The sequence below is a fragment of the Citrobacter sp. ABFQG genome, from assembly GCF_004322975.1.
GTDB classification, from domain to species: domain Bacteria; phylum Pseudomonadota; class Gammaproteobacteria; order Enterobacterales; family Enterobacteriaceae; genus Citrobacter; species Citrobacter freundii.
This window is the reverse complement of sequence record NZ_CP036435.1, coordinates 304,464-322,326: the sequence shown is the minus strand read 5'-3', so window position 1 is coordinate 322,326 and position 17,863 is coordinate 304,464. Positions and strand designations below refer to the sequence as shown.

Sequence of the window (17,863 nt, the reverse complement as noted above, 5' to 3'; positions counted from 1 at the left end):
CATTTGGGCAGTTTATAAACAAACGCGCGGTAGTATAAAGGCAAGCCAGACGCATTGATATACCCGTTAAAGCGACGGGTGATAAGGAGATCATCAGCAATGGCTTTCAATATCTGGAAAATTGGTCTGCATATTCAGCAACATGAAGTGCTGGCTGTCGCTATCGTTCGCGAAGCATCAGGTTGGTATCTGCAACGCTGGTGGCGTATACCGCTGACGCCTCAGGTTATCGTCGATGGCCACATTCGCGAGCCTGAACAGCTGGTCGCCGCGCTACTGTCGTGGAGTCGGGAGCTCCCTCGCCGACACCATATTCATCTCTCTTTTCCCGCCAACAGGACGTTACAAAAAAAGTTTCCTCGTCCGACAATGACGTTACGCGAGCCAGAGCAAACCGCATGGTTGTCCGGTTCGATGGCGCGTGAACTGGATATGGCGCCGGATGCACTGCATTTTGATTATAGCGAAGACACGTTGAGCCCGGCGTTTAACGTCACTGCTGCGCAAAGCAAAGAGATTTCAGCGCTTCTGACGCTTATCCAAACCCTTAAGGTGCAGGTTACGGCGATTACCCCGGACGCCAGCGCGTTACAGCGATTTATTCCCTTCCTGCCGGAGCATCACCAGTGTCTGGTATGGCGTGATGATGCCCAGTGGTTATGGGCGACCCGTTCAGCATGGGGACGTAAATCAACGGGCGATATTAGCTGTATCGAGGAGCTTGCCACGACATTATCTCTGCCCACGACAGCCATTGCGAAATGCTCCCCCGGCGGCTTCGATCCTTTAAGCGCCGTGTCTGTACGCCAGCCGCCCATTCCAACGCAAAGCCATCACTTCGCCATTGCGCTGGGACTCGCTATGGGGGGCGTGTACTGATGATAGCGACCATTAATCTTCTGCCCTGGCGTCAGGCTCGGCGTTACGCTTGCCTGCGCTTCTGGGGCATCTTATTTAGCGCTTCACTCTTGCTTAGTATTGGCGTGTTGTTGCGCTATTACAGCGCTTTGAGTGTAGAAAATCGGGCTGAATTGTTGCTGGCAGACGCCGAAAAGACGCGGGCCGAGGCCCTCATGGCGCTGAAGCCGCGTATGCAACAGCGCCAGCAACGATGGCAGCAGGTTCAGGCGCGGAACAAACAGCGTGAGCAGACCCGAAGCTGGCAGCGGGCTTTGCAAGGGCTGGCGGAATTACTGCCGGAGCAGGCGTGGTTAACAAAAATGACCTGGCAGGAGGACACGCTGGAACTGACGGGAAACACACTGAACTTTGCCGCATTGAAGGCATTGGAAGCGCAATTACGCCAGTTGCCGTTGTTTATGTTGAACAGCCCTGGAGAAACGCAGCAGGATGCGCAGGGACGCTGGCAATTCCACTTTCGACTGACACGGAGCGGTGCGCATGATAACGCTCTGTGATGTTTGGTTAGCGCAGTCGCCACGCTTTCGACTCATATGCTGGTGCGGCTGGATGTTGGGGTTACTCATACTGGTGACGCTATGTCTTTACCCCTTAGCGCGGGAGCGGACTATGCAACGCGAGTCGCTGGTCCAGCAACGTGCGGCTATTCAGATGCAATGGCGAGATGTATATCTGCTGGCGGCATCACCAGCAGAGTCTGAAGAGAAACTGACCCTGTTCTCCCCGCTGCTGTTTCAGAATTCACTTACCCGTCTTATCCACTGGCAACCCTCAGCTCAGGGGGGAGAGATGGCGCTGATATCGGCCTGGGATGCTATCCCGCTGACGTTTGTCCAGTTGGCGGCTCAGGGGATGAACGTCAGCCGATTTTCGCTTAGCGCAGAAGGTACGGAGCTGCTGCTAACGCTACAGCTGGAGCGCCTGAATGATGGTTGAGCGCTGGCTGTTGATATGCGTAAGCGTACTGATGCTTACCGGTATGCGTAATCCCTTCCTGCCGCCGGAGGACCGTTGTCAAATTGCTGAGCTGTCGACATGGCGTTTTCAGGGCATGGTGAGTCAGGGCACACGACCCATCGGCATCGTTCAGGATAGCCAGAAAAAATGGCTGCGGGTTAAGCGAAATGACGTCCTGAAAAACGGTTGGACGATTATGCAGATAACGGCCCAGAACATAACCCTCGACACAGAAAAAAACTGCGAACCGCCGCGGTGGCAGTGGCAGCGACAAGGAGCGGTAAATGAAGCGATGGATAGCGTTGATAGTAATGGCACTGGCGGTCGGGATAACGAGCGCGCTGGCGACGAAACCGCAAAACGTGACGCTGGTAGTCGATGATGTGCCGGTTACGCAGGTATTGCAGGCGCTGGCTGAACAGGAACAAAAAAACCTGGTGGTTTCGCCGGATGTCAGCGGTGTGCTGTCGCTGCATTTGACGGATGTCCCCTGGAAGCAGGCATTGCAGACGGTGGTAAAAAGTGCCGGGCTGATATTACGTCAGGAAGGCAACGTCCTGCATGTGCATTCTGTTCAATGGCAGAGTGAAAATGCGGCTCGTCAGGAAAACGAGCAGGCGCGGATTCAGGCTAGTCTTCCGCTGGAACATCGCAGCATCATTTTGCACTATGCTGATGCCACCGAGCTGGTAAAAGCCGGAGAAAAGCTGCTCAGTGCCAAAGGAAGCATGACGGTGGATAAACGAACCAACCGCTTACTGCTGCGTGACAATCGTGTTGTTCTTGATACCCTGGAAACGTGGGTGGCGCAAATGGATTTGCCGGTTGCCCAGGTTGAACTGGCGGCGCATATCGTCACCATTAATGAAAAAAGTTTGCGTGAGCTGGGGGTGAAGTGGTCACTGGCTGACGCACAACAACCGGGGGCGGTTGGGAATGTCACAACGCTTGCCAGCGATCTCTCTGTAGCCACCGCCACATCCCGTGTGGGATTTAACATTGGCCGTATTAACGGTCGTTTACTGGAACTAGAGTTGTCTGCGCTGGAGCAAAAACAGCAACTGGATATCATTGCCAGTCCACGATTACTGGCATCTCACCTGCAACCTGCCAGTATTAAGCAGGGCAGTGAGATCCCTTATCAGGTCTCCAGCGGTGAAAGCGGTGCGACATCCGTCGAGTTCAAGGAAGCGGTACTGGGGATGGAGGTGACGCCAACGGTGTTGCAGAAAGGGAGAATCAGGCTGAAACTGCATATCAGCCAGAATGTTCCGGGACAGGTTCTACAGCAGGCAGATGGCGAAGTGTTGGCTATCGACAAGCAAGAGATTGAAACGCAGGTCGAGGTAAGAAGCGGCGAGACAATTGCGCTTGGCGGGATTTTTTCACATAAGAATAAATCCGCAGCCGACAGCGTGCCGCTATTAGGCGACATTCCCTGGCTTGGCTCTCTTTTTCGCCATGATGGTAAAGAAGATGAACGGCGCGAGTTAGTGGTCTTTATTACGCCCAGGCTGGTTTCAACGGAATAACTTATGCATGAAAAGCCGTTGTTTTTGCACTGAACACGTTTCAGGGATTTGACGTGAGGGTGTATTTAGCATACAAGGAGTACCGATTTGAGCGTCGGTACTTTTCTTTACTTATGCGGCAGTGAATACGCTTTGCCTTTCCGGTGGTGTGCCATAGGCTTATTGGGTGTCATTTGGCTGCGCGATACGTCGCCAGGTCTGATGTTTGCAGGGTAGCATGCCTGCCACGACCAGAAATGCGTTAGGTTTGGTGATTTATTCAGTTGCCAAACCCGCTTGAGTATTGAGATAATTTTCAGTCTGACTCTCGCAATATCTTATGAGGTTTCAGTTCATGTCCTGCTGCGCTGGGTGTCTGCGAAGCGGGTTTACCATTAACGAATAGTCTTAGTAGTACCGAAAAAATGGCAGAGAAACGCAATATCTTTCTGGTTGGGCCTATGGGTGCCGGAAAAAGCACTATTGGGCGCCAGTTAGCTCAACAACTCAATATGGAATTTTACGATTCTGATCAAGAGATTGAGAAACGAACCGGAGCTGATGTGGGCTGGGTCTTCGATGTAGAAGGTGAAGACGGCTTCCGTGATCGCGAAGAAAAAGTCATCAACGAGTTGACGGAAAAACAGGGTATTGTGCTGGCAACTGGCGGTGGCTCTGTAAAATCACGTGAAACACGTAACCGTCTTTCCGCGCGTGGCGTCGTGGTCTATCTTGAAACGACAATTGAAAAACAACTTGCGCGTACTCAACGTGACAAGAAACGCCCGTTGCTGCAGGTAGAATCACCGCCTCGTGAAGTTCTGGAAGCGTTGGCTGACGAACGCAATCCTCTGTACGAAGAGATTGCTGACGTGACCATTCGCACCGACGATCAGAGCGCAAAAGTCGTAGCAAACCAGATTATTCATATGTTGGAAAGCAACTAATTCTGGCTGAATACACACTCGTCTGCGGGTACAAGTAACTAAGGTGGATGTCGCGTAATGGAGAGGATCACAGTCACTCTCGGGGAACGTAGTTACCCTATCACCATCGCGGCTGGTTTGTTCAATGAGCCAGCTTCATTCTTACCGCTGAAATCGGGCGATCAGGTTATGTTGGTGACCAACGAAACCCTGGCCCCCCTTTATCTCGATAAGGTTCGCGGCGTACTTGAACAGGCGGGTGTTAACGTTGATAGCGTTATCCTTCCCGATGGCGAGCAGCATAAAAGCCTGACGGTTCTGGATACGGTTTTCACCGCGTTACTGCAAAAACCGCACGGTCGTGATACCACGTTAGTTGCCCTTGGCGGCGGCGTGATTGGCGATCTGACCGGTTTTGCGGCAGCCAGCTATCAACGTGGTGTTCGTTTTATTCAAGTCCCGACAACTCTGTTGTCGCAGGTCGACTCCTCCGTTGGCGGCAAAACCGCCGTAAACCATCCCCTCGGTAAAAACATGATTGGCGCGTTTTACCAACCGGCCTCCGTGGTGGTGGATCTCGATTGTCTGAAAACGCTTCCTGCGCGTGAGCTGGCATCGGGGCTGGCGGAAGTGATCAAATACGGCATCATTCTTGACGGTGAATTTTTCAGCTGGCTGGAAGACAATCTGGATGCGTTGTTGCGTCTGGACGGTCCGGCGATGGCGTACTGTATTCGTCGTTGTTGTGAGCTGAAAGCAGAAGTTGTCGCAGCAGACGAGCGCGAAATGGGCTTACGTGCTTTACTGAATCTGGGGCACACGTTTGGCCATGCGATCGAAGCTGAAATGGGTTATGGCAATTGGTTACATGGTGAAGCAGTTGCAGCAGGTATGGTAATGGCTGCCCGTACGTCTGAACGTTTGGGTCAGTTCACCTCCGCTGATACGCAGCGCATCATTACGCTGTTACAGCGAGCAGGCTTACCGGTGAACGGGCCGCGTGAAATGTCCACTGAGGCTTATCTGCCGCACATGCTGCGAGATAAAAAAGTGTTAGCGGGAGAGATTCGTTTGGTGCTTCCGCGAGCGATAGGGAAGAGTGAAGTGCGCGGCGGAGTGTCGCACGAGGTGGTTCTTAACGCTATTGCTGATTGCCAGCAGGCGTAACAACAAGAAAGGTCAGGCTTACGTTGCGAAACGTAGGTCTTTTAGCTTCAGGTTATGTGCAAAGTCGTAAGCATTAACCTTTGAGTGGGGTGTTAAATGGATGAATTCAAACCAGAAGACGAGCTGAAACCCGATCCCAGCGATCGTCGTACTGGTCGTTCTCGTCAATCGTCTGAACGCGATAATGAGCCGCAAATCAATTTTGATGATGTTGATCTGGATGCTGACGATCGCCGTCCTGCGCGCGCACGCAAAGAGCGTGATGAAGAGCAGGACATTGAAGAAGAGTATGAATCTGATGACGATACCGTGGATGAAGAGCGTGTAGAACGTCGTCCGCGCAAGCGTAAGAAAGCCGCCAGCAAGCCTGCCTCCCGCCAGTATATGATGATGGGCGTGGGTGTTCTGGTACTGCTGCTGCTGATTATCGGCATTGGTTCTGCGCTGAAAGCCCCCTCATCTTCTTCCAATGAGCAGGCAGCATCTGGTGAGAAGAGCATCGATCTCTCTGGCAGCAATGCAACGGATCAGGCGAGTGCAACGACACCTGCAACGGGCGCAGAGCAGACTGCTGGCAATACCCAGCAGGATGTTTCCCTGCCACCGATTTCCTCTACCCCGACTCAAGGTCAGGCACCTGCGGCAACTGAAGGGCAGCAGCGTGTTGAAGTGCAGGGCGATTTGAACAACGCTCTGACACAACCGCAAGGCCAGGAGCAAGTTAACAACGCTGTGGTTAACTCTACGCTGCCGACCGAACCTGCGACCGTTGCGCCGATGCGTAATGGTAATGCTGCGCGCCAGACTGCGAAAACGGAAACGACTGAACGTCCTGCGGCTACGCATCAGGAACGTAAACAGGCCGTAATTGAGCCGAAGAGCAAACCGCAAACTACGGTGAAAGCGACGCCGACAGAGCCGAAACCTGTTGCCCAGGCAAAACCAACCGCAACTGCGCCGACTACCACAACCAAAGCGCCTGTGGTAACCGCTACGCCGAAAGCGACCGCTGAGCCGAAAGCAACCACGACGGCGCCAGCACAGACCGCAACGCCTGCGCCAACGGCGACAGCAACAACGACAACACCTGTTGCTGGCGGAGCGAAAAGTGCAGGTAACGTTGGAGCGTTAAAATCTGCGCCGTCCAGCCATTACACGCTGCAGCTCAGCAGTTCTTCTAACTACGACAATCTGAACGGTTGGGCGAAGAAAGAAAACCTGAAGAACTATGTGGTGTACCAGACGACGCGTAACGGTCAACCGTGGTATGTTCTGGTGACAGGCGTGTATGCGTCTAAAGAAGATGCGAAACGTGCAGTGTCTACGTTACCCGCTGATATTCAGGCGAAAAACCCGTGGGCAAAACCGCTGCACCAGGTTCAGGCCGATTTGAAGTAAGATAGGATATGTTCTGCAATGGTTTGCTGTTTCGCCCAATTGCGGGACAAAGACTAAAGCGCAGGATGCTGTCGGAGCTTTCTCCACAGCCGGAGAAGGTGTAATTAGTTAGTCAGCATGAAAAAAAATCGCGCTTTTTTGAAATGGGCAGGGGGGAAATACCCCCTGCTTGATGATATCAAACGGCATTTACCTCAGGGGGAGTGCCTGATTGAACCTTTCGTGGGTGCCGGGTCGGTGTTTCTCAACACCGACTTTTCTCGTTATATTCTTGCCGATATCAACAGCGACCTTATCAGTCTCTATAACATCGTGAAGACGCGTACCGATGAGTATGTGCAGGCTTCTCGTGAGCTGTTTATGCCTGAAACCAATCAGGCTGAGGTGTACTATCGGTTCAGAGAAGAATTTAATGCCAGCCAGGATCCGTTCCGCAGAGCAGTGCTGTTCTTGTATCTGAACCGTTTTGGTTACAACGGATTATGCCGTTATAACCTGCGCGGCGAGTTTAACGTCCCGTTTGGGCGTTATAAAAAACCTTACTTCCCGGAAGCCGAGTTGTACCATTTTGCTGAGAAAGCGCAGAATGCGGAGTTCCATTGCCTCTCCTATGAAGAGTGCATGGACCGTGCGGATAGCAACTCTGTGGTCTATTGCGACCCGCCTTATGCACCACTTTCGGCGACGGCAAATTTCACTGCGTATCACACCAACAGCTTTAGCCCGAAAGAACAGGCGCATTTGGCCGAGATGGCAGAAAAGCTGGTCAGTAAGCAGATCCCAGTGTTAATTTCGAACCATGACACGCCCGATACCCGTGAATGGTACCGAGCGGCGAAACATTTTCAGGTCAAAGTGCGGCGCAGCATAAGCAGCAATGGCGGCACGCGTAAAAAGGTGAACGAACTGCTGGCACTGTATAAACCAGGAGTCGTAACGCCTGCGAAGAAATAAATCTCAAGGAGAAGCGGATGAAACAGTATTTGATCGCCCCCTCAATTCTGTCGGCTGATTTTGCCCGCCTGGGTGAGGACACCGCGAGAGCACTGACTGCTGGTGCCGACGTTGTGCACTTCGACGTCATGGACAATCACTACGTACCGAACTTGACCATCGGACCGATGGTACTGAAATCGCTGCGTAAATATGGCATCACTGCCCCGATTGATGTTCACCTGATGGTGAAACCGGTCGATCGTATTGTTCCGGACTTCGCCGCCGCCGGTGCCAGCATCATTACTTTTCACCCGGAAGCCTCCGAGCATGTCGATCGCACTTTACAGCTGATCAAAGAGCATGGCTGTAAAGCGGGCCTGGTGTTCAACCCGGCAACGCCGCTGAGCTATCTGGACTACGTCATGGATAAGCTTGATGTGATCCTGCTGATGTCCGTTAACCCAGGCTTTGGCGGGCAGTCCTTCATCCCACAAACGCTGGATAAACTGCGCGAAGTGCGTCGTCGCATTGATGAATCTGGCTACGATATCCGCCTCGAAGTGGACGGCGGTGTCAAAGTGAACAACATTGGCGAAATTGCCGCGGCAGGCGCAGATATGTTTGTCGCAGGCTCCGCGATTTTCGACCAACCAGACTACAAAAAAGTCATTGATGAAATGCGCAATGAACTGGCGAAGGTAAGTCATGGATAAGTTTCAGGATATTCGGGGCGCTGCATTTGACCTCGACGGCACGCTGGTCGACAGCGCGCCGGGATTAGCCGCAGCGGTGGATATGGCGCTGTATGCGCTGGAATTGCCGGTTGCCGGAGAAGAACGCGTTATCACCTGGATTGGTAACGGTGCAGATGTACTGATGGAGCGCGCGCTGGCGTGGTCTCGTCAGGAGCGCGCGACATTACGTAAAACGATGGGTAAACCGCCCGTTGATGATGATATTCCCGCTGAGGAACAGGTACGTATTTTGCGTAAGCTGTTCGACAGATACTACGGTGATGTCGCAGAAGAGGGGACATTCCTGTTCCCTGATGTTGCCGACACGCTGGGCGCGCTGCATGCGAAAGGATTGCCGCTGGGTCTGGTGACCAACAAACCGACCCCGTTTGTCGCGCCATTACTCGAAGCATTAGATATCGCCAAATACTTTAGCGTGGTCATCGGTGGTGACGACGTGCAGAATAAAAAACCGCATCCGGATCCGCTGCTGCTGGTGGCAAGCAAGCTTGGCATCAAGCCTGAGCAAATGCTCTTCGTAGGGGATTCACGCAATGATATTCAGGCGGCAAAAGCTGCTGGCTGTCCGTCCGTTGGCCTGACCTATGGCTACAACTACGGTGAGTCGATCGCGCTGAGCCAGCCCGACGTTATTTACGACCGTATTAATGAACTACTGCCCGCTCTCGGGCTTCCGCATAGCGAAAATCAGGAATCAAAAAATGACTAAGCCCATCGTTTTTAGTGGCGCACAGCCCTCAGGTGAATTGACCATTGGCAACTATATGGGTGCGCTGCGTCAGTGGGTGAGCATGCAGGATGACTACCATTGCATCTACTGCATCGTTGACCAACATGCCATCACCGTTCGTCAGGATGCGCAGCAGCTGCGTAAAGCAACGCTCGATACGCTGGCGCTGTACCTGGCATGCGGTATCGATCCTGAAAAAAGTACAATTTTCGTGCAGTCTCACGTACCGGAGCATGCACAGTTAGGTTGGGCACTGAACTGCTACACCTACTTCGGCGAGCTGAGCCGTATGACCCAGTTCAAAGATAAATCCGCACGCTATGCGGAGAACATCAACGCCGGTCTGTTTGATTATCCGGTACTGATGGCGGCAGACATTCTGCTGTATCAGACCAACCAGGTACCGGTTGGCGAAGATCAGAAACAGCATCTGGAACTGAGCCGCGATATCGCCCAGCGCTTCAACGCCCTGTATGGCGAGATCTTCAAAGTGCCTGAGCCGTTCATTCCTAAATCCGGCGCGCGCGTGATGTCGCTGCTGGAGCCGACGAAGAAAATGTCCAAGTCGGATGACAACCGCAACAACGTGATCGGTCTGCTGGAAGATCCGAAATCTGTGGTTAAGAAAATCAAACGCGCGATGACCGACTCTGAAGAGCCGCCTGTTGTACGCTACGACGTGCAGAACAAAGCGGGCGTTTCCAACCTGCTGGATATCCTCTCTGCGGTTACCGGCCAGAGCATTCCGGAGCTGGAACAGCACTTCGAAGGCAAAATGTATGGTCATCTGAAAGGTGAAGTCGCAGAGGCCGTTTCCGGTATGCTGACCGAGCTTCAGGAGCGTTATCACCGTTTCCGTAACGATGAAGCTTTCCTGCAGAAAGTGATGAAAGACGGTGCGGAAAAAGCCAGCGCACGTGCGTCCGTTACGCTGAAAGCCGTTTACGAAGCGATTGGTTTTGTCGCCAAGCCGTAATGCGCTCTGTGTTGTTGAAGAAACCGGGTTAGGCCCGGTTTTTTTTCGCCTGTTGGTTTGTGAACCTCAAAAAATGTGAAGCGCCTCGCCGTTTGCATATTTCCTCATTGCGTTATATCTTCACTTTAATGAAGATATAAATATTCAATTTACTGAAAATATAAAATGCGTCGGACATTTATCAAGAAAGAGGGGGTTGTGCTGACAACCCTGGCCCGTTATCTGCTCGGTGAGAAGTGCGGTAACAGATTGAAAACTATTGATGAACTGGCAGCCGAGTGTCACTCATCGGTAGGGTTAACTCAGGCTGCGTTGAAAACGCTGGAATCCTCTGGGGCAATCCGTATTGAGCGTCGTGGGCGTAACGGTAGCTATCTGGTGGATATGGATAACCGTACGCTGCTAAAGCATGTGGATATTAATAACGTGGTCTGTGCGATGCCGCTGCCTTACACCCGTTTATATGAAGGACTGGCGAGTGGGCTGAAAGCGCAGTTCGATGGGATCCCGTTTTATTACGCACACATGCGTGGGGCTGATATTCGCGTGGAATGCCTGCTAAACGGCGTCTACGACATGGCGGTGGTTTCTCGTCTGGCGGCGGAAAGTTACCTTGCTCAGGACGGGCTGCGTATCACGTTGGCGCTGGGACCGCATACCTACGTTGGCGAGCATCAGCTAATTTGTCGCAAGGGCGAATCTGCAGATGTAAAACGTGTCGGGCTCGATAACCGTTCGGCGGATCAGAAAATCATGACCGAGGCCTGTTTTGGCAACCGTGACGTTGAATTGATCGATATGCCTTATCACGAAAGCTTGCAGCGCATCGCGAAAGGGGATGTGGATGCGGTTATCTGGAACGTGGTTGCCGAGGCCGAGCTGGCGGTACTGGGGTTAGAAGCCACGCCGCTCACCAACGATCCGCGATTTCTGCAGGCCACGGAGGCCGTGGTACTTACCCGCGCAGAGGATTATGCGATGCAGCAGCTACTGCGCGCCGTTGTTAACAAAGAGGCGCTGCTTGCCCACCAACAACGTGTGGCGAACGGTGAACAGGAACCCAGTTATTAAGTGAAGGCAAACGACATGGAAAACAGGCTTAACCTGCTGTGTGAAGCAGGCGTTATCGACAAGGATATTTGTAGCGGCATGCTGCAAGTGGTCAGGCGGTTGGATGAAGAGTGGCGTTTGCCGATTCACAGCGAGCAAGGAACCATGGCGATGACCCATATGGCGAGTGCGTTAATGCGCAGTCGCCAGGGCGAAGTGATTGAAGCGCTGGATGGTGAGTTGCTGGAGGAGTTGGCGCAATCTCATCTCTGGCCAACTATTTTGCTGGTACATCAGGCGCTGATGAAAGAGTTTACGGTGGCGCTGCACGCGAATGAAGAAGGCTATATGTTGGCGAACTTGTATGGATTGTGGATGGCGGCGAACGAAGGTGTCTGAAATCACTGGGAAATGAGCTTATTGCATCTTAAATATTCAAAAAAATGAATATTTAACTGAAGGATTAGAAACGAGGCCGAGAAATGTTTATAGACGCATTGAAACGCCAGAACCCTGCGCTAATCTCCGCCGCTATCGCGTTATGGCAGCAGGGAAAGATCGCCCCTGATAGTTGGGTCATTGATGTTGACCAGGTCATTGAGAATGGCAAACGTCTGCTGGATGTCGCGGGGCAACATGGTATCTCGCTGTATCTGATGACCAAACAGGTTGGACGTAACCCGTGGCTGGCGGAGAAACTGTTGCAGCTTGGCTATGAAGGCATCGTGGTTGTCGATTACAAGGAGAGTCGCGTCATGCGCCGTGCCGGGTTGCCGGTTGCGCATCAGGGACATCTGGTGCAGATCCCGTCGCGGCTGGTCAATGAAGCTGTAGCGCAAGGTACTGAAGTCATCACATTGTTCTCACTGGAGAAAGCGCGCGAAGTTTCCGCTGCTGCGGTGAAGGCCGGCTGTGAACAGAACGTGATGCTGAAGGTGTACGACAAAGATGATTTTCTCTACCCGGGGCAGGAAAGCGGATTTCCGCTGATGTATCTGACGGATGTGGTCAATGAAATCCGCAGACTGCCGGGCCTGCGCCTGAGCGGCCTCACCCATTTCCCCTGCCTGTTATGGGATGAAAACTCCGCGCAGACGATGCCGACGCCTAATCTGCATACGCTGGTAAATGCCCGACGTCAGTTGGTTGAGGCCGGGATTGCCATTGAGCAGCTTAATGCGCCGTCAGCCAGTAGCTGTTCGTCACTCCCTTTGCTGGCGGAATATGGTGTCACCCATGCGGAGCCGGGTCATGCGTTGACCGGCACCATTCCTTCCAATCAAAAAGGCGACCAGCCGGAACGCATTGCGATGCTGTGGTTGAGCGAGATATCGCACAATTTTCGAGGTGACAGTTATTGCTACGGCGGGGGCTATTATCGTCGCGGCCATGCGCAAAATGCGCTGGTCTTTACGCCAGAAAATGACGCGCCGATCGCAGCGAAGCTAAAACCCGTGGACGACAGCAGCATTGACTACTACCTGCCTGTGGCCGGTGAGTTTCCGGTGAGCAGCGCGGTGATTTTCTGTTTTCGCACCCAGATCTTCGTGACGCGTAGCGACGTGGTGCTGGTGTCGGGCATTCAGCGCGGCGTAGCTGAAATCGTCGCGCGATACGACAGTCTCGGCAATATTCTGGAGGACTAATGGCCCGATTCGTGGTGTTGGTAATCGACAGTTTTGGCGTTGGCGCAATGAAAGACGTCACGCGGGTCAGGCCGCAGGATGCCGGAGCGAATACCTGTGGTCATATTCTGGGCGAACTCCCGCAGTTACGGCTGCCAACGCTTGAGAAGTTGGGGCTGATTAACGCTCTGGGCTTTGCGCCGGGCGTGATGAAACCTTCGGAATCGGCAGTCTGGGGCGTTGCGGAGCTGCAGCATGAAGGGGGAGATACCTTTATGGGCCATCAGGAAATTTTAGGCACGCGGCCTCAGGCACCGCTGCGGATGCCATTTAGCGACGTCATTGATCGCGTTGAGCAAGCGCTGAAAGTCGCGGGCTGGCAGGTGGAACGTCGCGGTGGCGAGCTGGCGTTTCTGTGGGTCAACGATGCGGTTGCAGTGGGCGATAACCTCGAAGCGGATTTAGGTCAGGTCTACAACGTCACTGCCAACCTGTCCGCCATTGCGTTTGATGAGGTGCTAAAGATTGGCCGCGTAGTGCGTGAACAGGTTCAGGTCGGGCGCGTCATCACCTTTGGCGGTCAGCTTGCGAACAGCCAGCGCATTCTGGATGCCGCCGAAACGATGGAAGGGCGCTTTGTCGGCATTAATGCCCCACGCTCCGGCGCGTATGAAAGCGGTTTTCAGGTCAGGCATATGGGCTATGGCGTAGATGAGCAGGTACAGGTACCGCAAAAACTGCATGACGCCGGAATCCCTACCGTGCTGGTCGGTAAAGTGGCGGACATCGTTGGCAATCCGCACGGGCGCAGCTGGCAAAACCTGGTAGATAGCCAGCAGATTATGGATATCACGCTTAACGAATTTAACGCGGAGTCGACGGTATTTATCTGTACCAACATTCAGGAAACCGATCTCGCCGGACACGCTGAAGACGTCGCACGTTATGCCGAACGGCTGCAGCTTGTTGATCTTAATCTTTCACGCCTTCTGACCGCTATGGAGCCAAATGACTGTCTGGTGGTCATGGCCGATCACGGCAACGATCCGACCATAGGGCACAGCCACCATACCCGGGAAGTTGTGCCGGTATTGGTGTATCAACAGGGGCTGGAGCCTGCGCAATTAGGTATCCGGGCGACGTTATCCGATGTTGGCGCTACGGTGTGTGAATTTTTCGGCGCGGCGGCGCCACAAAACGGCTGTTCTTTTCTCTCGGCATTGCGCCTTACAGGAGACACCTTATGAACTTTGATCCGACGGGCTACACCTGGGTCCACGAACATCTGCATATCGATCTCTCCGGATTTAAGAATAACCTCGACTGCCGGTTAGATCAGTACGATCTCATTTGTCAGGAAATGAAGGATCTCCGGGCGTTAGGCGTCAGCAACATTATTGAGATGACCAACCGCTATATGGGACGTAATCCGCAATTCATGCTCGACCTGATGCGCGATACCGGAATTAACGTCGTGGCCTGCACAGGCTATTACCAGGATGCGTTCTTCCCTGAACATGTTGCGGCCCGAAGCGTGGAACAGCTCGCGCAGGAGATGGTTGATGAGATAGTCATCGGTATTGATGGTACTGAATTGAAGGCCGGAATTATCGCGGAAATCGGCTCTAGTGAAGGCGTGATTACGCCGCTTGAAGAGAAGGTGTTTATCGCCGCGGCGCGGGCACACATCGAAACCGGACGCCCCATCTCAACCCATACCTCTTTTAGCACGATGGGAGTGGAACAACTGGTGTTGCTACAGGCGCACGGCGTCGACCTTTCCCGCGTAACCGTGGGTCACTGCGACCTGAAAGATAATCTCGACAATATTTTACGCATGATCGAGCTCGGCGCGTATGTGCAATTCGATACCATCGGAAAAAACAACTATTACCCGGACGAGAAACGCATCGCCATGCTGCACGCGATACGCGATCGCGGACTGCTTAGCCACGTCATGCTCTCTATGGACATTACCCGCCGCTCGCATTTAAAAGCCAATGGCGGCAATGGCTACGACTATCTGTTAACCACCTTTATCCCACAGCTGCGCCAGTCAGGATTCAGTCAGGCCGATGTGGACATGATGTTACGTGATAACCCCTCAAAATTTTTCCAATAAGGACAGAATCATGAAAAAGATTGGCGTTGCTGGCTTACAGCGTGAGCAGATTAAAAAAACCATCGAAACCGCAGCACCGGGCTGCTTTGAAGTCTCCATTCATAACGATATGGAAGCGGCGATGAAGGTGAAATCCGGACAACTGGATTACTACATCGGCGCTTGTAACACCGGCGCGGGTGCAGCACTGTCGATTGCCATCGCGGTGATTGGCTACAACAAAAGCTGCACTATCGCCAAGCCGGGTATTAAGGCGAAAGACGAACATATCGCAAAAATGGTTGCGGAAGGGAAAGTGGCGTTTGGTCTCTCCGTCGAACATGTTGAACATGCGATTCCGATGCTGGTTAACCACCTGAAATAAAAGGCATGACTATGGATCTGTATATTCAGATTGTGGTGGTGGCCTGCCTGACCGGCATGACGTCACTTCTGGCACACCGCTCGGCGGCCGTCTTTCATGACGGCATCCGCCCGATCCTGCCGCAGCTGATCGAGGGGTACATGAACCGCCGGGAGGCGGGAAGTATCGCGTTTGGTCTGAGTATCGGCTTTGTCGCGTCGGTGGGGATCTCCTTTACCCTGAAAACCGGCTTGCTCAACGCCTGGCTGCTGTTCCTGCCGACGGATATTCTCGGCGTGCTGGCAATGAACAGCCTGCTGGCGTTCGGTCTGGGCGCTATCTGGGGCGTATTGATTCTGACCTGCCTGCTGCCGGTGAACCATCTGCTCACGGCGCTGCCGGTGGATGTGCTGGGTAGCTTGGGTGAATTAAGTTCGCCGGTGGTTTCTGCATTCGCACTCTTCCCGCTGGTGGCGATTTTCTACCAGTTTGGCTGGAAACACAGCATTATCGCGGCGGTGGTGGTACTGATGACCCGCGTGGTGGTGGTGCGTTACTTCCCGCATCTGAACCCGGAATCAATTGAGATTTTTGTGGGGATGATGATGCTGCTGGCGATCGCCATTACGCATGATATTCGCCATCGTGGCGATGAAGAGATGGATGCCAGCGGGTTATCTGTCTTTGAAGAACGAACCTCACGGATTATTAAAAACCTGCCGTATATTGCCATCGTTGGCGCGCTGATTGCCGCCGTTGCCAGTATGAAAATTTTTGCTGGTAGCGAGGTCTCAATTTTTACGCTGGAAAAAGCCTATTCAGCGGGGATTACGCCTGAGCAATCGCAGACGCTGGTTAACCAGGCGGCGCTGGCGGAATTTATGCGTGGGTTGGGTTTTGTGCCGTTGATTGCCACCACCGCGCTGGCAACCGGTGTATACGCGGTAGCGGGCTTCACCTTTGTTTATTCCGTTGGTTATCTGGCTCCGAACCCGTGGATAGCGGCAATCCTTGGCGCTATCGTGATTTCCGCGGAAGTGCTGCTGCTGCGCTCAATTGGCAAATGGCTGGGGCGTTATCCGTCAGTGCGTAACGCATCGGACAATATTCGTAATGCGATGAATATGCTGATGGAAATGGCGCTGCTGATAGGCTCGATTTTTGCCGCCATCAAGATGGCGGGCTACACCGGCTTCTCGATTGCGGTAGCGATTTACTTCCTTAACGAATCGATAGGGCGTCCGGTGCAGAAGATGGCGGCCCCGGTCGTGGCGGTGATGATTACGGGTATTGTGCTGAATATTCTCTACTGGTTTGGTCTGTTTGTTCCGGCCTGAGGAGGCGTAAAACATGAAGACGTTCCCTCTGCAAAGTCTTACGCTCGCGCAAGCACAACAAAAGCAGTTTGCGCTGGTGGATACGCTCTGCCGTCACTTTCCTGGCGCTGACTTTCTGGCCGGTGGCGATTTGGGGCTGGCCCCGGGGCTGAATCAGCCCCGGGTCACGCAGCGTGTGGAAAAGGTGCTGGCCGAGGCGTTTCATGCTGAAGCCGCCGTGCTGGTTCAGGGTGCTGGCACCGGGGCTATTCGCGCCGGGCTGGCCGCACTGCTCAAACCCGGGCAGCGGCTGCTGGTACACGACGCACCTGTGTATCCTACAACACTGGTGATCATCGAGCAGATGGGCATCACCCTGGTCAGGGCTGATTTCAACAGCCCCTCGGCAATCATGCGGGCTATTACGCAGTATCGCCCTGATGCCGCGTTGGTACAGCATACGCGGCAGCAACCGCAGGACCATTACGTTTTAGCGGATGTGTTGGCGGAAATAACACAATGCGGCGTACCGACATTAACCGATGATAACTACGCGGTGATGAAAGTAGAGGGTATCGGCTGCGAGTGTGGGGCGACGCTGTCCACCTTTTCCTGCTTTAAGCTCTTCGGCCCGGAAGGCGTAGGGGCGGTTGTCGGCAAGGCAGAGGTCATCGCTAAAATTCGTAGCACCCTCTATTCCGGCGGCAGCCAGATCCAGGGAGCGCAGGCGCTCGAGGTACTTCGCGGTCTGGTTTTCGCTCCGGTGATGCATGCGGTGCAGGCTGGCGTTTCTGAGCGTCTGCTGAATCTGCTCGATAGTGGAGCGATACCTGAGGTGAAAAAAGCGGTTATTGCTAATGCCCAGTCGAAGGTGCTGATCGTGGAGTTTCACCAGCCGATTGCCGCCCGTGTGCTGAAAGCGGCGCAAGAGAGAGGTGCGCTACCGTATCCGGTAGGAGCGGAGTCGAAATATGAAATCCCACCGCTGTTCTATCGCCTTTCGGGGACGTTTCGCGAAGCTAATCCGTTGCTGGGTGATTATGCGATTCGCATTAATCCTAACCGAAGTGGAGAAGAAACGGTGCTGCGTATTTTGCGCGAGAGCGTGAGCGCGATGATGTGTGAATGAG

Annotated in this window: 20 protein-coding genes; all 20 read left to right on the top strand. The window is 53.5% G+C overall.

Annotated features, from left to right (window positions below; all coding sequences use genetic code 11):
• Positions 1-99 precede the first annotated feature (99 nt).
• Positions 100-879, top strand: a complete 780-nt coding sequence (locus tag WN16_RS01735) for a hypothetical protein (RefSeq protein WP_044701416.1) — start codon at positions 100-102, stop codon at positions 877-879.
• Positions 879-1,418 carry a PilN domain-containing protein gene (locus WN16_RS01730; protein WP_003847989.1) on the top strand — a complete coding sequence of 180 codons (540 nt, stop codon included), beginning with the start codon at positions 879-881 and terminating at the stop codon, positions 1,416-1,418. The genes WN16_RS01735 and WN16_RS01730 overlap by 1 nt, the downstream gene beginning before the upstream one ends.
• Complete coding sequence (locus WN16_RS01725) at positions 1,402-1,857, top strand: hypothetical protein (RefSeq protein WP_044701419.1); 456 nt, start codon at positions 1,402-1,404, stop codon at positions 1,855-1,857. Before WN16_RS01730 ends, WN16_RS01725 begins: the two co-directional genes overlap by 17 nt.
• Positions 1,847-2,260: a HofP DNA utilization family protein gene (locus WN16_RS01720; protein ID WP_044701420.1), complete on the top strand. Its 414-nt coding sequence runs from the start codon at positions 1,847-1,849 to the stop codon at positions 2,258-2,260. The genes WN16_RS01725 and WN16_RS01720 overlap by 11 nt, the downstream gene beginning before the upstream one ends.
• Positions 2,163-3,410 (top strand): DNA uptake porin HofQ, encoded by a 1,248-nt coding sequence (gene hofQ / locus WN16_RS01715; protein WP_044701423.1) that lies wholly within the window; start codon positions 2,163-2,165, stop codon positions 3,408-3,410. Before WN16_RS01720 ends, hofQ begins: the two co-directional genes overlap by 98 nt.
• A 404-nt stretch (positions 3,411-3,814) precedes the next feature.
• Positions 3,815-4,336: a shikimate kinase AroK gene (gene aroK / locus WN16_RS01710; RefSeq protein ID WP_003023552.1), complete on the top strand. Its 522-nt coding sequence runs from the start codon at positions 3,815-3,817 to the stop codon at positions 4,334-4,336.
• 57 nt (positions 4,337-4,393) lie between these two features.
• Positions 4,394-5,482 (top strand): 3-dehydroquinate synthase, encoded by a 1,089-nt coding sequence (gene aroB / locus WN16_RS01705; RefSeq protein WP_003837915.1) that lies wholly within the window; start codon positions 4,394-4,396, stop codon positions 5,480-5,482.
• 96 nt (positions 5,483-5,578) lie between these two features.
• Positions 5,579-6,880 carry a cell division protein DamX gene (gene damX / locus WN16_RS01700; protein WP_044701425.1) on the top strand — a complete coding sequence of 434 codons (1,302 nt, stop codon included), beginning with the start codon at positions 5,579-5,581 and terminating at the stop codon, positions 6,878-6,880.
• 117 nt (positions 6,881-6,997) lie between these two features.
• A complete protein-coding gene (gene dam, locus WN16_RS01695) occupies positions 6,998-7,834 on the top strand; it encodes an adenine-specific DNA-methyltransferase (protein WP_003023558.1) in 837 nt (278 codons plus the stop codon).
• 17 nt (positions 7,835-7,851) lie between these two features.
• Positions 7,852-8,529, top strand: coding sequence for a ribulose-phosphate 3-epimerase (gene rpe, locus WN16_RS01690; RefSeq protein ID WP_003023561.1), 678 nt, complete (start codon positions 7,852-7,854; stop codon positions 8,527-8,529).
• On the top strand, positions 8,522-9,280 hold the full coding sequence (gene gph / locus WN16_RS01685; protein WP_003837920.1) for a phosphoglycolate phosphatase: 759 nt from the start codon (positions 8,522-8,524) through the stop codon (positions 9,278-9,280). The genes rpe and gph overlap by 8 nt, the downstream gene beginning before the upstream one ends.
• Positions 9,273-10,277 carry a tryptophan--tRNA ligase gene (gene trpS, locus WN16_RS01680; protein ID WP_003023564.1) on the top strand — a complete coding sequence of 335 codons (1,005 nt, stop codon included), beginning with the start codon at positions 9,273-9,275 and terminating at the stop codon, positions 10,275-10,277. The genes gph and trpS overlap by 8 nt, the downstream gene beginning before the upstream one ends.
• Positions 10,278-10,442: 165 nt before the next feature.
• A complete protein-coding gene (yhfZ, locus tag WN16_RS01675; protein WP_044701428.1) occupies positions 10,443-11,348 on the top strand; it encodes a GntR family transcriptional regulator YhfZ in 906 nt (301 codons plus the stop codon).
• A 15-nt stretch (positions 11,349-11,363) separates the two neighbouring features.
• Positions 11,364-11,726, top strand: coding sequence for a hypothetical protein (locus WN16_RS01670; protein ID WP_003023568.1), 363 nt, complete (start codon positions 11,364-11,366; stop codon positions 11,724-11,726).
• Between the two features lie 83 nt (positions 11,727-11,809).
• Positions 11,810-12,973: a YhfX family PLP-dependent enzyme gene (locus tag WN16_RS01665; RefSeq protein ID WP_003023571.1), complete on the top strand. Its 1,164-nt coding sequence runs from the start codon at positions 11,810-11,812 to the stop codon at positions 12,971-12,973.
• Positions 12,973-14,199, top strand: coding sequence for a phosphopentomutase (locus WN16_RS01660; RefSeq protein ID WP_044701430.1), 1,227 nt, complete (start codon positions 12,973-12,975; stop codon positions 14,197-14,199). Before WN16_RS01665 ends, WN16_RS01660 begins: the two co-directional genes overlap by 1 nt.
• On the top strand, positions 14,196-15,074 hold the full coding sequence (locus tag WN16_RS01655) for a phosphotriesterase-related protein (protein WP_044701432.1): 879 nt from the start codon (positions 14,196-14,198) through the stop codon (positions 15,072-15,074). The genes WN16_RS01660 and WN16_RS01655 overlap by 4 nt, the downstream gene beginning before the upstream one ends.
• Before the next feature lie 10 nt (positions 15,075-15,084).
• Positions 15,085-15,438 (top strand): DUF2620 domain-containing protein, encoded by a 354-nt coding sequence (locus tag WN16_RS01650; protein WP_003023576.1) that lies wholly within the window; start codon positions 15,085-15,087, stop codon positions 15,436-15,438.
• A gap of 11 nt (positions 15,439-15,449) precedes the next feature.
• On the top strand, positions 15,450-16,754 hold the full coding sequence (locus WN16_RS01645; RefSeq protein ID WP_032950373.1) for a YhfT family protein: 1,305 nt from the start codon (positions 15,450-15,452) through the stop codon (positions 16,752-16,754).
• Between the two features lie 13 nt (positions 16,755-16,767).
• Complete coding sequence (locus WN16_RS01640; RefSeq protein WP_044701435.1) at positions 16,768-17,862, top strand: aminotransferase class I/II-fold pyridoxal phosphate-dependent enzyme; 1,095 nt, start codon at positions 16,768-16,770, stop codon at positions 17,860-17,862.
• Position 17,863: the final 1 nt, after the last annotated feature.

Coding starts and splice junctions, on each gene's coding strand:
- WN16_RS01735 (WP_044701416.1), top strand. CDS start 100: ATGGCTTTCAATATCTGGAAAATTGGTCTGCATATTCAGCAACATGAA.
- WN16_RS01730 (WP_003847989.1), top strand. CDS start 879: ATGATAGCGACCATTAATCTTCTGCCCTGGCGTCAGGCTCGGCGTTAC.
- WN16_RS01725 (WP_044701419.1), top strand. CDS start 1,402: ATGATAACGCTCTGTGATGTTTGGTTAGCGCAGTCGCCACGCTTTCGA.
- WN16_RS01720 (WP_044701420.1), top strand. CDS start 1,847: ATGATGGTTGAGCGCTGGCTGTTGATATGCGTAAGCGTACTGATGCTT.
- hofQ (WP_044701423.1), top strand. CDS start 2,163: ATGAAGCGATGGATAGCGTTGATAGTAATGGCACTGGCGGTCGGGATA.
- aroK (WP_003023552.1), top strand. CDS start 3,815: ATGGCAGAGAAACGCAATATCTTTCTGGTTGGGCCTATGGGTGCCGGA.
- aroB (WP_003837915.1), top strand. CDS start 4,394: ATGGAGAGGATCACAGTCACTCTCGGGGAACGTAGTTACCCTATCACC.
- damX (WP_044701425.1), top strand. CDS start 5,579: ATGGATGAATTCAAACCAGAAGACGAGCTGAAACCCGATCCCAGCGAT.
- dam (WP_003023558.1), top strand. CDS start 6,998: ATGAAAAAAAATCGCGCTTTTTTGAAATGGGCAGGGGGGAAATACCCC.
- rpe (WP_003023561.1), top strand. CDS start 7,852: ATGAAACAGTATTTGATCGCCCCCTCAATTCTGTCGGCTGATTTTGCC.
- gph (WP_003837920.1), top strand. CDS start 8,522: ATGGATAAGTTTCAGGATATTCGGGGCGCTGCATTTGACCTCGACGGC.
- trpS (WP_003023564.1), top strand. CDS start 9,273: ATGACTAAGCCCATCGTTTTTAGTGGCGCACAGCCCTCAGGTGAATTG.
- yhfZ (WP_044701428.1), top strand. CDS start 10,443: ATGCGTCGGACATTTATCAAGAAAGAGGGGGTTGTGCTGACAACCCTG.
- WN16_RS01670 (WP_003023568.1), top strand. CDS start 11,364: ATGGAAAACAGGCTTAACCTGCTGTGTGAAGCAGGCGTTATCGACAAG.
- WN16_RS01665 (WP_003023571.1), top strand. CDS start 11,810: ATGTTTATAGACGCATTGAAACGCCAGAACCCTGCGCTAATCTCCGCC.
- WN16_RS01660 (WP_044701430.1), top strand. CDS start 12,973: ATGGCCCGATTCGTGGTGTTGGTAATCGACAGTTTTGGCGTTGGCGCA.
- WN16_RS01655 (WP_044701432.1), top strand. CDS start 14,196: ATGAACTTTGATCCGACGGGCTACACCTGGGTCCACGAACATCTGCAT.
- WN16_RS01650 (WP_003023576.1), top strand. CDS start 15,085: ATGAAAAAGATTGGCGTTGCTGGCTTACAGCGTGAGCAGATTAAAAAA.
- WN16_RS01645 (WP_032950373.1), top strand. CDS start 15,450: ATGGATCTGTATATTCAGATTGTGGTGGTGGCCTGCCTGACCGGCATG.
- WN16_RS01640 (WP_044701435.1), top strand. CDS start 16,768: ATGAAGACGTTCCCTCTGCAAAGTCTTACGCTCGCGCAAGCACAACAA.